16 protein-coding genes are annotated in these 15244 nt (G+C 67.6%); 11 read left to right on the top strand and 5 right to left on the bottom strand.

Annotation, left to right across the window (positions count from 1 at the left end; translation table 11 throughout):
- Positions 1-9: 9 nt before the first annotated feature.
- Positions 10-888, bottom strand: a complete 879-nt coding sequence (locus ACLJOO_RS30010; RefSeq protein ID WP_410790822.1) for a helix-turn-helix domain-containing protein — start codon at positions 886-888, stop codon at positions 10-12.
- A gap of 164 nt (positions 889-1052) precedes the next feature.
- Between ACLJOO_RS30010 and ACLJOO_RS30005 the strand changes: the two genes are divergently transcribed.
- Positions 1053-1883 (top strand): SAM-dependent methyltransferase, encoded by an 831-nt coding sequence (locus ACLJOO_RS30005; RefSeq protein ID WP_410790821.1) that lies wholly within the window; start codon positions 1053-1055, stop codon positions 1881-1883.
- 62 nt (positions 1884-1945) lie between these two features.
- Here the strand turns inward: ACLJOO_RS30005 and ACLJOO_RS30000 are convergent, their stop codons facing one another.
- Together ACLJOO_RS30000 and ACLJOO_RS29995 are read right to left on the bottom strand one after the other, a co-directional pair.
- Positions 1946-3022: a ricin-type beta-trefoil lectin domain protein gene (locus ACLJOO_RS30000; protein ID WP_410790820.1), complete on the bottom strand. Its 1077-nt coding sequence runs from the start codon at positions 3020-3022 to the stop codon at positions 1946-1948.
- Between the two features lie 105 nt (positions 3023-3127).
- Positions 3128-3682 (bottom strand): helix-turn-helix domain-containing protein, encoded by a 555-nt coding sequence (locus tag ACLJOO_RS29995; RefSeq protein ID WP_410790819.1) that lies wholly within the window; start codon positions 3680-3682, stop codon positions 3128-3130.
- Positions 3683-3761: 79 nt separating this feature from the next.
- Between ACLJOO_RS29995 and ACLJOO_RS29990 the strand changes: the two genes are divergently transcribed.
- The 6 genes from ACLJOO_RS29990 to ACLJOO_RS29965 all read left to right on the top strand — a co-directional run bounded on the left by ACLJOO_RS29990 (position 3762) and on the right by ACLJOO_RS29965 (position 7936).
- Positions 3762-4454 (top strand): AzlC family ABC transporter permease, encoded by a 693-nt coding sequence (locus ACLJOO_RS29990; RefSeq protein WP_410790818.1) that lies wholly within the window; start codon positions 3762-3764, stop codon positions 4452-4454.
- Positions 4447-4770, top strand: coding sequence for an AzlD domain-containing protein (locus tag ACLJOO_RS29985; protein WP_410790817.1), 324 nt, complete (start codon positions 4447-4449; stop codon positions 4768-4770). The genes ACLJOO_RS29990 and ACLJOO_RS29985 overlap by 8 nt, the downstream gene beginning before the upstream one ends.
- Positions 4771-4897: 127 nt before the next feature.
- A complete protein-coding gene (locus ACLJOO_RS29980; protein ID WP_410790816.1) occupies positions 4898-5566 on the top strand; it encodes a hypothetical protein in 669 nt (222 codons plus the stop codon).
- 5 nt (positions 5567-5571) lie between these two features.
- Positions 5572-6273, top strand: coding sequence for a tyrosine-protein phosphatase (locus ACLJOO_RS29975; protein WP_410790814.1), 702 nt, complete (start codon positions 5572-5574; stop codon positions 6271-6273).
- 42 nt (positions 6274-6315) lie between these two features.
- The gene (locus ACLJOO_RS29970) at positions 6316-7194 is read left to right on the top strand and encodes an ABC transporter permease (RefSeq protein WP_410790813.1); all 879 of its coding nucleotides are present in this window, start codon (positions 6316-6318) and stop codon (positions 7192-7194) included.
- On the top strand, positions 7181-7936 hold the full coding sequence (locus tag ACLJOO_RS29965) for an ABC transporter ATP-binding protein (protein ID WP_410790812.1): 756 nt from the start codon (positions 7181-7183) through the stop codon (positions 7934-7936). The genes ACLJOO_RS29970 and ACLJOO_RS29965 overlap by 14 nt, the downstream gene beginning before the upstream one ends.
- On the opposite strand, the gene ACLJOO_RS29960 is transcribed toward ACLJOO_RS29965, so the two are convergent.
- Together ACLJOO_RS29960 and ACLJOO_RS29955 are read right to left on the bottom strand one after the other, a co-directional pair.
- Positions 7933-8937: a glycosyltransferase family 2 protein gene (locus tag ACLJOO_RS29960; RefSeq protein WP_410790811.1), complete on the bottom strand. Its 1005-nt coding sequence runs from the start codon at positions 8935-8937 to the stop codon at positions 7933-7935. The two genes, ACLJOO_RS29965 and ACLJOO_RS29960, sit on opposite strands and share 4 nt — an antisense overlap.
- A 6-nt stretch (positions 8938-8943) precedes the next feature.
- Entirely contained in the window at positions 8944-10431 is a 1488-nt protein-coding gene (locus ACLJOO_RS29955) for an LCP family protein (RefSeq protein WP_410790810.1), read from the bottom strand.
- A 258-nt stretch (positions 10432-10689) separates the two neighbouring features.
- Here ACLJOO_RS29955 and ACLJOO_RS29950 point away from each other — a divergent pair, with 258 nt between their 5' ends.
- The 4 genes from ACLJOO_RS29950 (at position 10690) to ACLJOO_RS29935 (ending at position 15223) form a co-directional block, all read left to right on the top strand.
- Entirely contained in the window at positions 10690-11523 is an 834-nt protein-coding gene (locus ACLJOO_RS29950) for a serine protease (protein ID WP_410790809.1), read from the top strand.
- A gap of 75 nt (positions 11524-11598) precedes the next feature.
- Positions 11599-13680 carry a spermidine synthase gene (locus tag ACLJOO_RS29945; protein WP_410790808.1) on the top strand — a complete coding sequence of 694 codons (2082 nt, stop codon included), beginning with the start codon at positions 11599-11601 and terminating at the stop codon, positions 13678-13680.
- An 80-nt stretch (positions 13681-13760) separates the two neighbouring features.
- Positions 13761-14714 (top strand): UDP-glucose 4-epimerase GalE, encoded by a 954-nt coding sequence (galE, locus tag ACLJOO_RS29940; RefSeq protein ID WP_410790807.1) that lies wholly within the window; start codon positions 13761-13763, stop codon positions 14712-14714.
- 89 nt (positions 14715-14803) lie between these two features.
- The gene (locus tag ACLJOO_RS29935; protein ID WP_410790806.1) at positions 14804-15223 is read left to right on the top strand and encodes a cyclic nucleotide-binding domain-containing protein; all 420 of its coding nucleotides are present in this window, start codon (positions 14804-14806) and stop codon (positions 15221-15223) included.
- The last annotated feature ends 21 nt before the right edge of the window (positions 15224-15244 follow it).

Genomic DNA, 15244 nt, shown 5'->3' with positions numbered 1-15244 from the left:
ACAGGCGCGTTAGCGTTCGAGGTCCGCGATCGCCTTGCGGAGAAGGGATTCGGTCTCGCGAGGCTGGGCCGCGGTGATCGACACGGAGTCCATGGTGACGACGTACGTGTCGAGTTCCTCGCGCTTGTCGAGGTAGACGGCGCTGGTGAGATGCTCGATGTAGACGATGTCCGGGAGGTCGGCGTCGTTGAACCGGAGCAGCGTGAACGCGCCACCGGTCGCGGTGTATCCGCCCTTCTCGAACGGGATGATCTGCAACGTCACGTTGTGCCGCCGCGCCGACTCGATCAGGAACTCCAACTGGGCCTTGAGAATCTCGCGGCTGCCGATCGGACGTCGCAGTACCGCCTCGTCGATCACCGCCCACAACCGCGCGGGTCGTTGCCGCGTCAGCACTTCCTGGCGGCCCATTCGCAACGAAACAAGGCGATCCCGCTCGGGCTGCGACAGCGGCTGGTCCTGTCGGCCGAGTTGTATGACGGCCCGCGCGTAGTCCGGCGTCTGCAGCAGGCCGGGCACGAACTGCAGCTCGAACGTACGAATCAGATCGGCCGCCATCTCCAGACCGAGGTACGAGTGGAACCATTGCGGCGTCAGGTCGTCGTACCGTTGCCACCAGCCCGGATTGCTCGCGTCGGTGGCCAGTGTGAGCAGTCGCTCGCGTTCCTGCGGGTCCTCGAGTTTGTAGAGCGTCAGCAGGTCGTCGACGTCACGCACCTTGAACCCGACGCGGCCGAGCTCCAGGCGGCTGATCTTGGACTCCGAGCCGCGGATCGCCCAGCCCGCATCGCTGCGGCTGACCTTGGCGGCCTCGCGAAGCCGGCGCAGGTGTACACCGAGCACGATGCGCAGAGCGGTCGGGCCGCCGTACGCCCCCGGCTCGGTCACCCTGTCGCCTCCCAGCAGATGCTGCCCGGTACCAACAGCTGATCATTTCACAACAGATCGTGACCTCGTCCACCCCGACGCGCCTGTACGCGGTGTTCACAGCACCCTACGGTCAGTAGAGTCGGAACCACAGAACTCCCGATCACTCTCTGCGAGGTTCACTGATGGTCGACGCCACCAAGGCACCCAGTTCGATCCCGGTCGGCGTGGACACCACCCGGGCCAGCATCGCCCGGGTGTACGACGCCTTCTTGGGCGGCAAGGACAATTTCGAGATCGACCGCGAGGTACTGCGTGGGGTCCAGGCCGCCGCGCCGCAGGCCCAGGACCTGGCCTGGTCGAACCGGAACTTTCTGATCCGCTCGTGCCGGTTCCTGGCCGGCCAGGCGGGGATCACGCAGTACCTCGACTGCGGGTCCGGCCTGCCGACTGCCGAGAACACCCACCAGGTCGTGCAGCGGATCCAGCCCGAGGCCAAGGTGCTCTACATCGACAACGACCCGGTGGTGCTCGCGCACGGCCGTGCGCTGCTGGAGGAGAACGAGAACACCCTGTTCGTCAGCGCCGACATCTTCGACCCGGACGAGGTGCTGAGCAAGCCCGAGGTCCGGGACTTCCTGGATTTCAGCCAGCCGATCGCCGTGATGCAGGCCGGCACGCTGCACCACTACATCGGCACCGAAGGTGCGCAGATCATGCAGAAGTACGTCGACGCGGTGGTGCCCGGGTCGTACACGGTGATTTCGCACTTCTACGACCCGGAGACTCCGGAGCACTCCGAGGTCGCCGCGAAGATGGAGGAGAAGTTCATCCACAGCCCGATGGGCAGCGGCAGGTTCCGCACCCGCGCGGAACTGATGGAGTTCTTCCCCGGCCAGGAGTTGGTCGCCCCGGGCCTGGTGCTCTGCGACGACTGGTGGCCGGACGGCCCGCGGCTCAAGCCGCTGAACCAGGTCGAAGAGTGCATCGTCGGCGCGGTCGGCCGCAAGATCTAGCAATCGACCGTACGTCGCGACGCCCGGGACCCACTGTGTGCGGTCCCGGGCGTCGTCCGTTGTCAGACCGTCCAGCGTTGCGTGGCCGAGTTGTTGCAGGTGGCAACGGTCACGGGATTGCCCAGCGCTGCTGGCGCGGTGAGGCAGCGGCCGCCGGTCCGGATCGTGCCGTCGCCGGGCAGCGTCCACTGCTGGTTCGTGCCGCCGTGGCAGCTGTAGAGGATCACGGTGCCGGCTTGCGTGGCACTCGCGTCGAGGCAGCTGAAGAGGGCGTGGAACGTGGAGTTCTCCGCGTGCACCCAGTTCTGGTTGTTGCCGCCGGTGCAGGTGTACAGCAGGATCGTCGTACCGTCCGAGCCGGAGACGTCCAGGCAGCCGCCGCTGCCGCGGATGTCGCCTGAGTCCGAGTTGCCGATGCCGTTCTCCTGGACGGCGGTCGATCCGTTCAGCGTGACCTGGCTGTCCGCGGCGCAGCCGCTGCTCTCCGACGTGCCGGTGAAGTGCGCGGTGAGGCTGCCGCTGGTCGGTGCGCTCATCGTCAGCTTCGAGTACGGCTCGTCGTCGCAGGTGGCCTTGTCGTTGTTCCAGTCGAAGTACTCGGTCCAGCTGACCATTCCCGACGTACTGATCGTGTTCCCGGAGCCGGTTTGCAGGCTGCCGAGTTTGAACGACGTACCGGCGGTCAGATCGCGGACCGTGACGCCGTACCAGCCGCTGCCCTCGCTCGCGACCGCGAAGGCGTAGGTGTGGCCGGCGGTAGGAGCCTCGTCGAGGCGGCAACTGCCGCCGGTGCCGTCCTCCTGGAATTGGATGCAGTAGGTGCCGGCGTCTCCGGCCTTCCAGGCGGTGGAGTTCCAGAGCGAGTACAGGAACATGCCGCCGCCGTCGCGGTGCGTCTGCATGCCGGTGTAACCGCCGACGTCGCCGCCGGTGAAGCCGAACTGGTTGGCCCAGTAGACGTTCGCGCGGCCGGGGGAGGCGTTGATCGTCATTTTGAACTCGGCCTGAGTGAGCGACGCGGTGTCGAACGTGTAGTTGACGTAGGTGCCGGGCGTGACGCCGACCGCCGACGCGCTGCCGGGGACCAGGGCGGCGGCGAGGCCGAGAAGAGCGCAGAGCAGTAAGGACTTGAGTCTCATCGGGGGTGCTACCTCCAAGCGAAGTGGGGCGGACTTCAGCCAGAGAGCTCTCTCGATGATGATGCGCAGAGCTGCGCGTAGATGTCCAGAGGTGAGCGGTTAACGTTACATATGCTCGGAAACGAGCGTGGCTGCCGTGCCTTCTTCGAGGGCTTGGAAGATATGCGGCAGGTCGCCGGGGTAGGCCACGTAGTCGCCCGGCAGCAACTCGATCGGCTCGTCAGTGGGACCCACGAGGGCGCGGCCGGAGCCGAGGATGACGTGTTCGACGACGCCGGGCATGTGCGGCTCGGACTTCCGGCCGGGGCCGGGGGCGATGACGATGCGGTAGATGTCGCGGCGCGCGTTCGGCGGGCTGGAGGCGACCAGCGTGGCGCTGTAGTCGGCCTGGTCGGAGTAGATCGCCGGGCCTTCGCCGGCGCGGATGACCTGGACCTTCGGGCGCGGCGGGTCGAGCAGCGCGGCGAACGGGGTGTCGAGCGCGACGGCCAGCGCCCACAGGGTTTCGACGCTCGGATTTCCGGTACCGGACTCGAGTTGGGACAGCGTGGACTTGGCGACCCCGGCGCGTTTCGCGACCTCGGTCAAGGACAGTCCGGCGCGGGCCCGGTGCCGGCGCAGGGATGACGCGATCACGTCCAGTGGTGCGCGGGATTCCATCGGTGTTCGCTCCATGTTCGATGTAGCGGTCTGTTGTTCGGCTTGACGAACGAGAGGGGATCTGTTCATCATAATGCCCATGCGTTCGATATGGCGAACACTCGATCGGAGACTCGCCCGCGACATCGGCCTGGTCTGCCTGGCCGACGGCGTCGTCGGGGTGTCGTACGGCGCGATCAGCGTCGGCGGCGGTCTGCCGTTGTGGTTGCCGGTCGTGTTGTCGATCGTGGTCTTCGCGGGTGCGTCGCAGTTCCTGTTCGTCGGGATCGTCGCGGCCGGCGGGAGCCCGATCGCGGCGATGGTCGCGGGGCTGCTGGTGAACACCCGGCACCTCGCGTTCGGGCTGGCGCTCAGTGATGTGATCGGCAGCGGCTGGCGGCGCTGGCCGGGCAGTCACCTGATGACTGACGAGAACGTCGCGTTCGCGATGGGGCAGGACGAGCTGAAGCAGCGGCGGGCGGCGTACTGGGCCGGCGGGATCGGCATCTTCGTCTGCTGGAACATCGGGGTCGTGATCGGTGGACTGGCCGGCTCGGTGATCACCGACACCGACGTCTTCGGGCTGGACGCGGCGTTCCCCGCGGTGCTGCTGGCGCTGGTGCTGCCCGCTCTCCGCGACCGATCGACCCGTACGGCGGCGCTCGTCGGCGTCGTCATCGCCTTGATCGCAACGCCGTTCCTGCCGTCCGGACTGCCGGTGCTGCTCGCGTTGGCCGGCCTGCTGTTCTACCGCGCCGGGAAGCCCGCACTGGAGGTCGCGCACAATGAATAACACGCCACTGCTGCTGGTCGCGATCGGGGTGCTTGCTGTGGGCACCTTTTCGATGCGCTTCGCAGGGCCCGCGTTGCGGAGCCGGTTCGAGGTGCCGGAGCGGGCGCAACAGTTGCTCGCCGCGGCCGCGATCGTCCTGCTGACCGCGCTGGTCGCAACATCCGCACTGACCGACGGCCACGGCCCCGCAGGCATCGCCCGCCCAGCCGGCGTCCTGGTCGGCGGCATCCTCGCGTGGCGCAAGGCCCCCTTCGTACTGGTGGTCGTCGCCGCTGCCGCAACCGCAGCCGTCCTCAGGCTGCTCGGCGTACCGTAGCTGTCGTTGCTCGTTGGTGTAGGCGGTTTACTGCTTCACCCGAGCAGGCGCCGGGTTCGGCTACTGCGACGACCTGACTCTCACGCGCCAGTCCTCATAGAGAACCCGCACCAGATAACGTGCGGGTATGACGTACCCCGGGGCTCCGGCCGAGAAGTCGATCCTGCCGAAGATCGCCATCGCCTGTTTCGTCGTCGGCGCGCTCGTGGCCGGGTTCTTCGTCTGGCGGATCGTCGTGACCGCGCCGCGAACGCCGCAGCCGATCGAGGACGGGGTCGTGCACCTGAAGAAGGAAGGGCTGACGATCTACGCGTCGATCCCGGTGCTGACCCCGCCGTGCGAGGTGCAGGACGCGAACGGCAACGACGTACCGATCAAGCCACCGACCGGGTCCGAGACGATCACGATCAACGGCGATAGCTGGTACGTCGTCGCGCGCTCGACGCGGACCGTGCCGGCCGGCGACTACAGCATCTCCTGCACCGATGACGAGACCAGTGCGACGTACGCCGCCGGTCCGAAGTCGTCCGTCTTCGCGTTCGTGCTGTCGATCCTCGGCACCGTGTTCTCGTTGCTGATCTTCATCGGCCTCGGCGTCACGTTCCTGACGATCGGGGCGGTCACGAAGCGCCGGCGCAACCGTCCAGAGAACACCTTCCCCACGCAGCCAGGTGCCCCCGGCAACTACCCGTACCCGCCGGTGCCGCCGCAGCAGAACCACACCTTCCCGGCACCCCCGCCGTACAACCCGGGACCGAACCCAGACCGCCCGCAGAACCGCCCACAGGACAGGTGACAGCGATGGATCTCGACTGGCCCGGATGCCGCAACGTGCGCGACGTCGGCGGCTTGCCGACCGCTGACGGGCGCGTGGTGCGCGAGGGCGTGCTGATCCGGTCGGACAGCCTGCAGTACCTGAACGCGGATGGCGTCGAGGCCCTACGCCAGTCCGGGGTGAGCCGGATCCTGGACCTGCGAGGCGACGGCGAGGTCGCGATCGCGCCGACGCCGTTCACCGGTACGCCGTTGGCGGTGCGGCAGTCGCTCGCGGATCCGGCGGACCCGGACCACGGGCAGCCGACCATCGTCGCGGCGTGCACGTGGATGCTGGACAAGCGGCCGGAGTTGTTCGCGGCCGCGGTGAAGGCGATCGCGGACGAGCCCGACGGCGCCGTGGTCGTGCACTGCCACGGTGGCAAGGACCGCACCGGCATGGTCGTCGCGCTGGCGCTGAGCGTGGCCGGCGTACCCGAGGAAGAGATCGTTGCCGACTACTACCTGACGCAGTCGCGGCTCGCGCAGTGGCTGGAGGAGCAGCTCGCCGAAGAGCCCGACGTCGCGAAGCACCCGGAGATGATCGAGTTCCGGGACACCCGGGCCGAGTCGATCGTCGCGATCCTGCGGCATCTGGATGAGAACTACGGCGGACCGGAGGCGTACCTGCGGCACGGTGGTCTGACCGACAAGGACCTGGAGAAGCTGAGAGCCCGCTTAGTGGCCTGACCTGCGTCACAGGTGCGTCACGGAGCGCAGTACATTGGCGCAATGCCGACCGCCGCAGAGACCGATCCCGCGGCGTTGGCGCGGCGCTACGGACTCTCCAAGAGCTCCGTGCGCCCACCGCTCCGTGCGTACTTGCACGAGTTGTGGAGCCGTCGCCAGTTCGTCGTCAGCTACGCGGCCGCCCGCACGTACGCAATGTACGCCGGGGCTCGCCTCGGATCGATCTGGCAGGTACTGACGCCGCTGCTGAACGCGGCGGTCTACTACCTCGCCTTCGGGGTCCTGCTCGGCACGAAGAACGGGATCGACAACTACGTCGCGTTCCTGCTCAGCGGGATCTTCGTGTTCACGTTCACGCAGCGCTGCATGACCGAAGGCTCGCGATCACTCGCATTGAACCTGTCGCTGATCCGCACCCTGCACTTCCCGCGCGCGACCCTCCCGCTCGCGTACGTGCTGAACGAGCTGAACCAGATGCTGGTGTCGCTCGGCATCCTGTTCGTGGTCGTCGGGTTCACCGACGGACCCGCGTGGCGCTGGCTGCTCGTCGTACCGGCGATGCTGCTGCAGGTCATGTTCAACATCGGGATCACACTGGTCTTCGCGCGGATCGGGACGTTCGTCTCCGACATCACGCAGCTGCTGCCGTTCGTCACCCGCACCTGGCTGTACGCGTCCGGGATCTTCTTCTCGCTGCCGGCCAAGCTGAACCAGATCGACGCGCCGGGCTGGGTGGTCCAGGTGCTCGCGTTCAACCCGATCTCGGCGTACATCGACATCATCCGCCGGTCGCTGCTCGAGGAGCACGAGCGGAACCAGTTGCCGCACGCCTGGTCGATCGCGATCGTCTGGTCATTCGTGATGCTGGCAGCCGGATTCTGGTACTTCTGGCAGGCGGAGGACCGCTATGGCCGAGGCTGAACCCACAGTCATCGCGGACCGGTTGGACATCATCTACAAGGTGATCGCCGGCCAGGGCGGCAAGGGTACGGCGGCGACCGCGCTACGGCGGATCGTGAGGCGCCAGGACCGGCCGACGATCCGCGAAGTGCACGCGGTCAAGAACGTCAGCTTCACGGCCTACAAGGGTGATGCGATCGGCGTGATCGGGCGCAACGGCTCCGGGAAGTCGACGATGCTGCGCGCGATCGCCGGCCTGCTGCCGCCCGCGTCCGGGGCCGTCTACACCGGCGGCCGGCCGTCGCTGCTCGGTGTCAACGCGGCGATGATGAACGACCTCACCGGCGACCGCAACGTCGTCCTCGGCTGCCTCGCGATGGGCATGTCCGCGGCCGAGATCCAGCGCCGGTACGACGAGATCGTCGACTTCTCCGGCATCGGCGACTTCATCGACCTGCCGATGTCGACGTACTCCTCCGGGATGGCGGCCCGGTTGAAGTTCGCGATCGCGTCCGCGAAGACGCACGACATCCTGCTCGTCGACGAGGCGCTGGCGACCGGTGACGCCGAGTTCCGGGTCCGGTCGGAACGCAAGATCAAGGAGCTCCGCGACCAGGCCGGCACGGTGTTCCTGGTCAGCCACAGCCTGGACGTGGTGCAGGAGACCTGCAACCGCGCCCTCTGGCTGGACGCCGGCGTACTGAAGCTCGACGGCCCCGTCGACGAAGTCGTGGCCGCCTACATCAAGTCGACCCGCGGTTAGACGGCCTTCGGCTTCTCTCGGAGGCCGATGAGGAAGCCGAGGCCCCAGGAGACGTGCATGGTCGCGCACACCAGCGGGAGCCAGGCCAGCGCCTTCCACGGCAGGTAGCGGCCCTCGACGGCCGAGCCGACGAGCAGCAGTACGGCGTACCCGAGCGGGGCCAGGAAGCCGAGGTCGAGCCAGCTGATGCCGGTGGCCAGGCCGATGATGCCGAGGATAGTGCCGACGGTCAGCGCGATGACCGCGACCGGCGGTGCCAGGTACCGCTTGCTGGCGGTCTCCGGGTGCCGGCGGATCACCTCGCGGCGCCACTGGCCGGTGTGGAAGAACTGCTTCGCCACTGCGGACAGCGACGACCGCGGCCGGTACGTGACGGACAGGTCCGGGCTGAACCAGATCAGGCCGCCGGTCTTGCGGATCCGGTAGTTCAGCTCCCAGTCCTGGGCCCGGTGCATCGTCTCGTCGAACCCGCCGACCCGCTCCAGCGCGGCCCGCCGGAACACCCCGAGGTACACGGTGTCGGCCGGACCGGGCTTGCCGCCCTGGTGGAACGTCGACGCGCCCAGACCCAGCCGGGAGCGGTACGCGCAGGCGACCGCCATCTCGGTCGGGGTCCGGCCCTCCGCGGCCATCACGCCGCCCACGTTGTCCGCGCCGCTCTCGTCCAGCACCTCGACCGCGCGGGTGATGTACCCGTCGGTGAGCGCGCCGTGCCCGTCGACCCGGACCAGGATGTCGTGCTTGGCGTGCGCGATGCCGACGTTCAGCGCGGCCGGCGTCTTACCGGTCGGGTTCGGCACGATGCTGATCCGGTGATCCTTCTCGGCCAGCTTGTCCGCGATCTCCTGGGTCCGGTCCTTGCTCGGGCCGATCGCCAGGACGACCTCCAGGTTGCCGGGGTAGTCCTGCTCGAGGACGCGGCCGACCGCCTCCTCGAGATGGCGTTCCTCGTTCAGCACGGGCATCACGACGGACACGGGTGGCCAGTGGGACAGCGGCATATCAGGTCAGGCCTTACAGATCGAGGCGACGTCGTCGACGCCGGCGGCTGGTGTGGTCGGAGAGCTGGTCGGCTTCTTGGTGGTGCCGGTGCTCGGCTTCTTCGTCGTACTACTACTGGTCGGCTTGCTGCTACTCGGAGTGCTCGGACTCTTACCGTCTCCTCCCGCGCCGTCCTTGTCCAGCGATTCGGACTTCGCGATCGTCTCCGCGACCTTGGTCCGGATCAGCGCGAAGTCCGGGTCGCCGGTGTGGATCAACGGCGGGACCGCGGAGAAGCTTGACACCGGCAGCTTCTTCGCGTCCAGCGCGAGATCCGTGAAAGTGCCCAGTTCACCCGCCGGGATGTTGGTCTTGACCACCTGTTTGCTGGCCGACGCGATGCCCTGGAACTTGGTCAGCACGGTCTGCGGGGACAGCTGGTTCAGCATCGCGGACATCACGCACTTCTGCCGCGCCATCCGTTCGTAGTCCGACGACTCCGCCCGGGAACGAGCGAACCAGAGCGCGTGGTACCCGTCCAGGTGCTGGTTCTTGCCGGCCTCGATGTAGCCCTTGATCGGCGAGCTGCCGCCGCCGATCGGGACCCGCTTGCCGATGTCCAGGGTGATGCCGCCGACCGCGTTCAGCAGGTCGCGGAAGCCGGCCAGGTCGATCAGCACGTAGTAGTTCAGCTTCAGCCCGGTGACCGCCTCGATGGCCTGCATGGTCGCGGTCTCACCGGGGTTCGCGTCGCCGGGGAACAGGTTCTTGTGGTCGACGGCGTACGTGTAGACCGCGTTCAGCAGGCATTCGGCGGCGCACTTGTTCCACTTGAAGCCCTCGGGGAACTGCTTCGCCATCGCCGTACCGGCCGGGAACGGGACCTTGGCCAGGTTCCGCGGGAGGCCGATCAGGACCGTCCGGCCGGTGTCCGCGTCGATGCTCGCCACCGTCATGCTGTCCGGCCGGGTGCCGATCCGGTCCGCGCCGGAGTCGCCGCCCATCAGCAGCACGTTGTAGCGGCCCTTGTCGGCCTTCGACTTCTGCCCGTTGCCGAACACGCTGGCGACGAAGTCGCGCTGGGTGTTCACGATCACGCTGGCGTAGATCAGGGCGCCGACGACGACGAAGATCAGGACGCCGTCCATGATGCTGGTCATCAGGCGGTGGTTCCGCTCCAGCGTCAGCGGCTGACCGAGCCGGTACGCGTCCACGAACAGCGCCGCCCAGCCGATCGCGAGCAGGATCAGCAGCACCTGGACGATCCGCAGCGTGCCCGGGCGGGCCAGGATGTTGATCGTGCCGGACCGCCAGATCAGGCCCAGGATCACGAAGAAGATCACGATGGCGACCAGGCCGGCGACCACCCGCCAGACCCAGCGGCCGGTCTTTCTGCTGCCCGCGACGATCTGCGCCGATCCCGGCAGGACCAGGGTCATCAGCAGCAGGGTCAGCGCCCGCTTGAACCGGACCGGCTCGCGAAGATTGCGCAGGTCTGGCTTCTCCTGCGGCATGACGTCCTTCCGTTCTCCTCCGGGCGGGCTCTGCCGACCGTACCTTGTCTCTCCACGTCGCTTGGTATGACGTGCCGGGGCAGGCGATGGTTCGAGACCGGGCGGATCCGGAGACGAAGAGTAGCAGTCCTGACACGGAGCGCAGGAAAACCCCTGCGATGACCCTGTGGACAGCCGGTTTCACGCAACTGTGATGGTGACCGGCCCGGGGATGCGTTACGAAGTGCTGCAAGCACAAACAGTGAGGAAACCGCCCCCATGAAACTGTTCCGTACGCTGCTGGCCGCCACCGCGGTCGCGACGACAACCCTCCTCGGCACCAGCTCCGCCCAAGCCGCGGCCCCTGGCGCCGACTTCACCGGCATCGCCGCACTGAGCAACTGCTCCGCGTCCCTCGTCCGGTACGCCGAATCGGTCGCCACCGACAAGGCGCTCGTCCTCACCAACGGGCACTGCTACGAGGGCGGGTTCCTGCAGCCCGGCCAGGTCCTGGTGAACAAGACGTCGACGCGCTCGATCACGCTGCTGAAGCCGGACTCGAACCGGGCCGGCACGATCCGCGCCGAGAAGATCCTATTCGGCACGATGACCAAGACCGACATGATCGTGTACCAGGTCAACGAGTCCTACGCGTCGATCAAGAGCCGCCTGAATGTCACCCCATTGACGCTGGCCAAGCAGGGCCCCGCGGACGGCGCCGGCATGGCCGTCGTGTCGGGGTATTGGAAGCGGATCTACACCTGCTCGGTGCAGGCGACGATCCCGCAGCTCCGCGAAGGCGACTGGACCTGGCAGAACTCGATCAAGTACCAGCAGCCCGGCTGCGAGACGATCGGCGGTACGTCGGGATCGCCGGTGGTCAGCACCTCGACCGGAGAGGTGATCGGCGTCAACAACACCGGGAACGAGGACGGCGAGCAGTGCACGGTCAACAACCCGTGCGAGGTCGACGCCGACGGCAACGTCACCGTCGACCAAGGTGCGGCGTACGGCCAGCAGACCTGGTGGCTCTACACCTGCCTGACCGCGAACCGCACCATCGACCTGAACAAGTCCGGCTGCGAACTCCCCAAGCCGGCCCGCCGTCACTGACCGCAATTTGAACAGAAAGTAACGATGCCTGCGGGGTGACGCAGAGCACTTCGATATCCGGTAACGTCGCCCCGCATGGCAGTCGACTCCGCTACTGATCCCGTCGTCACGACCGGTTGGCCGAGCCCGTTCGGTGTCCGGACGCGGTTGGTCGCGTCCAGCGCGCTGATGCTGTTCGTCGAGCTCGCGCTGATCCGCTGGACCGGTTCCAACGTCGTCCATCTCAGTTACTTCTCGAACTTCGTGCTGCTCGGCTCGTTCCTCGGGATCGGGATCGGCGTACTGCGTTCCGGCCGGGCGAAACGGCTGCCGTACTACTCGCCGATCATGCTGGGCCTGCTGGTCCTGGTGATCGCGTGGAAGCCGGTCACGGTCAACCGCGGCAGCTCGTCGAGCGTCATCTACTTCACCAGCCTGAACACCACCGGCCCGCCGGTCTGGGTGATCCTGCCGATCGTCTTCATCGCGGCCGCCGTGGTGCTGGCCGGTCCCGCCGAGCTGGTCGGCCGTTGTTTCGGGGAGCTTCCGCGACTCACGGCGTACCGGTTCGACCTGGTCGGATCGCTGATCGGGATCGTCGCGTTCACCGCGCTGTCGTTCCTGGGCGCGCCGCCGATCTGGTGGGGGCTCATCGTCACGGTCGTGTTCGCGGTGCTGATGATCCCGCAGTCTTCCGGAGCCGGCCGGCGGGCGGTCGCCACCGGGCTGAGTGCCGCGATGGTGCTGGCGCCGCTGCTCGTGATGCTCGGGGTGCTGTTCAAGGAGTCGACCAAGCCGGAGAACAGCTGGTCGCCGTACTACAAGGTGCAGACGAAGCAGTACACCTGGGAGGGTGTGCCGCTGCTGACCATCACCGTGAACGGCGTACCGCATCAGCAGGCGATCCCGGCCGATGCGCGTCTGCAGTGGGAGCCGCAGTACGGACTGCCGTACGAGCGGGCGAACGCGGGTAAGCAGCCGAAGAACGTGCTGATCATCGGCGCCGGCTCGGGTTCGGACGTGGCGATCGCACTGAAGAAGGGCGCGCAGCACGTCGACGCGGTCGAGATCGACCCGCGGATCCGCGACCTCGGCAAGGCGCTGCACCCGGACAAGCCGTACCAGGACCCGCGGGTGAGCTCGCACATCGACGACGGGCGGGCGTTCCTGTCCCGGACGGACAAGAAGTACGACCTGATCCTGCTGGCGCTGCCGGACTCGCTGACGCTGGTCAACGGCGCGAGCTCGCTGCGGCTGGAGAGCTACCTGTTCACGCAGCAGGCGTTCGAGTCGGCGCGTGACCACCTGAACCCGGGTGGCGCGTTCGCGATGTACAACTACTACCGCGAGACCTGGCTGATCGACCGGCTCGCGTCGACGGCGCAGCACGCGTTCGGGCACAAGCCCTGTGTGGACAAGATCGGCGACGGTCTGCAGCAGGCAGTCGTGACGGTCGGCCTGACCGAGCAGGACCAGACGTGTTCCGCCGAGTGGCCCGGGGCAACGGCGGAGACTCCGCCGCCGGCCACGGACAACCGGCCGTTCCTGTACTTGTTCACGGACCGGATCCCTTCGCTCTACCTGGTCACGCTCGGGCTGATCCTGGTCGCCGGTCTCGTCGGCGTCGGGATCGCCGGCGGCGGTGCGTCGTACAAGCGGATGCGCCCGTACGCGGACCTGTTCCTGCTCGGGGCCGGGTTCATGTTGCTGGAGACGAAGAGCATCACCGGGTTCGCGTTGCTGTTCGGTACGACGTGGGTCGTGAACGCGATCGTGTTCGCCGGCGTGCTGGTGGCGGTGCTCGCGGCGGTCGAAGTGACGAGGCGGTTCAAGACACCGCCGATCAAGGTGATGTTCGCCGTGCTGTTCGGCGGGCTCGCGTTGTCGTGGGTGTTCCCGGACAGTTGGCTGCTGTCGATGCCGGTCGGGTTGCGGGCGCTGGTCGCGGTGCTGATCGCGTTCCTGCCGATCTTCGCGGCGAACGTGATCTTCGCGAAGCGGTTCACCGACACCGCCGACGGTACGGCGTCGTTCGGCGCGAACCTGCTCGGCGCGATGCTCGGCGGCTGCCTCGAGTACGCGGCCCTGATCATCGGCTTCCACGGCCTGCTGATCATCGCCGCCCTGCTGTACGTCGGAGCGTTCCTGCTGACACCCAAACTCCGAACCCGTGAGTGACCTGGGAACTGTCTGCTAATTGGTACAGGTTCGGCCCGTTTGCGGGGTCCTCGCCGGCTTCTGGTGGCAGGATCTGAGACATGACGTGGCTTGTGACTGGTGGTGCCGGATACATCGGGGCGCATGTGGTGCGTGCCTTCCGCAACGACGGGATCGACGTGGTCGTGATCGACGACCTGTCGAGCGGGAAGGCGGAGTTCGTCCCGGACGGCGTGCCGTTCGTGCAGGCCAACCTGCTCGACGGCACGGCGGTCCGCCAGGCGCTGGAGGGCGTCGATGGCGTCGTACATCTCGCGGGCTTCAAGTACGCCGGGGTGTCGGTGCAGCGCCCGCTGCACACGTACACGCAGAACGTGACCGCGATGGTGTCGCTGCTCGAAGCGATGGCGGACCAGGAGATCCGCAACCTCGTGTTCTCGTCCAGCGCCGGCGTCTACGGGACGCCTCGCGACGAGGTGGTGACGGAGGACACCGCGCCGGACCCGCAGTCGCCGTACGGCGAGTCGAAGCTGATCGGCGAGTGGCTGCTCCGCGACCAGGCGGCCGCGACCGAGCTGCACCACACCTCGCTGCGCTACTTCAACGTCGTGGGATCCGGTGACCCGACGGTGTACGACGCCTCGCCGTACAACCTGTTCCCGATCGTCTGCAACCTGCTCACGGAGGGGAAGGTGCCGCAGATCTACGGCACCGACCACCCGACCCCGGACGGTACGTCGGTCAAGGACTACGTGCACGTCGCCGACCTGGCCCGCGCCCACGTCGCGGCCGCCCGCGCCCTCGAGTCCGGCAAGACCCTCGAACCCGTCTACAACCTCGGCAGCGGCACCGGTACGTCGGTCCGCGAGATCATGGATGCCGCCCGCCGAGTCACCGGAATCGACTTCACCCCGACCGAGGGCCCCCGCCGCCCCGGCGACCCGTCCCGGGTCGTTGCCAGCGGCGACCTGGCCACCCGGGACCTCGCCTGGCAGAACACGTACACGGTCGACGACATGTTCGCCACCGCCTGGGAAGCGTGGCCGAAAGGCTGAATCGTGGTCGAGGGTCCCGCACCGGCTGTAGCCTGTGGCGCAGTTCACTGAGCTGCCCGGGCACCGGGCACGATCGAGGGGTGCGATCCATGAGTCACGAGAGCCTGCCGCAGTTCCTGGCGAAGATCGATCTCTTCCACGGGCTGTCCAAGGACACGCTGTCCGACCTGATCGAGCGTGGCACCACGCTGAAGGTTCCGGCCGGTAGCCATGTGGTCGAGCAGGGTGCGCACGACGCCGGCCTGCAGGTGGTGCTGGCGGGCTCGGCCGCCGTGGAGGTCAACGGCGTCGTCCGTGAGCCGCTGGAAGTGGGGGACTACTTCGGCGAGGTCTCGCTGATCGACGGCCTGCCGCGGTCCGCGACCGTGGTGGCCGGGCCGGACGGGCTGACCACGTTCGCGCTGTCCGCGCTCGCGTTCGAGCCGGTCGTGAAGGCGAACCCGGACGTCGCCCAGGCCCTGCTCAAGGCCCTGACCGCCCGGATCCGCAGCCTCGAGTCCGGGAGCTGAACCGATCCGGCCCGAACCGCC

This window comes from Kribbella sp. C-35, assembly GCF_046549195.1.
Lineage (GTDB): Bacteria > Actinomycetota > Actinomycetes > Propionibacteriales > Kribbellaceae > Kribbella.
The sequence above is the reverse complement of the archived record's forward strand: the minus strand, read 5'-3'. Positions and strand labels throughout refer to the sequence as shown.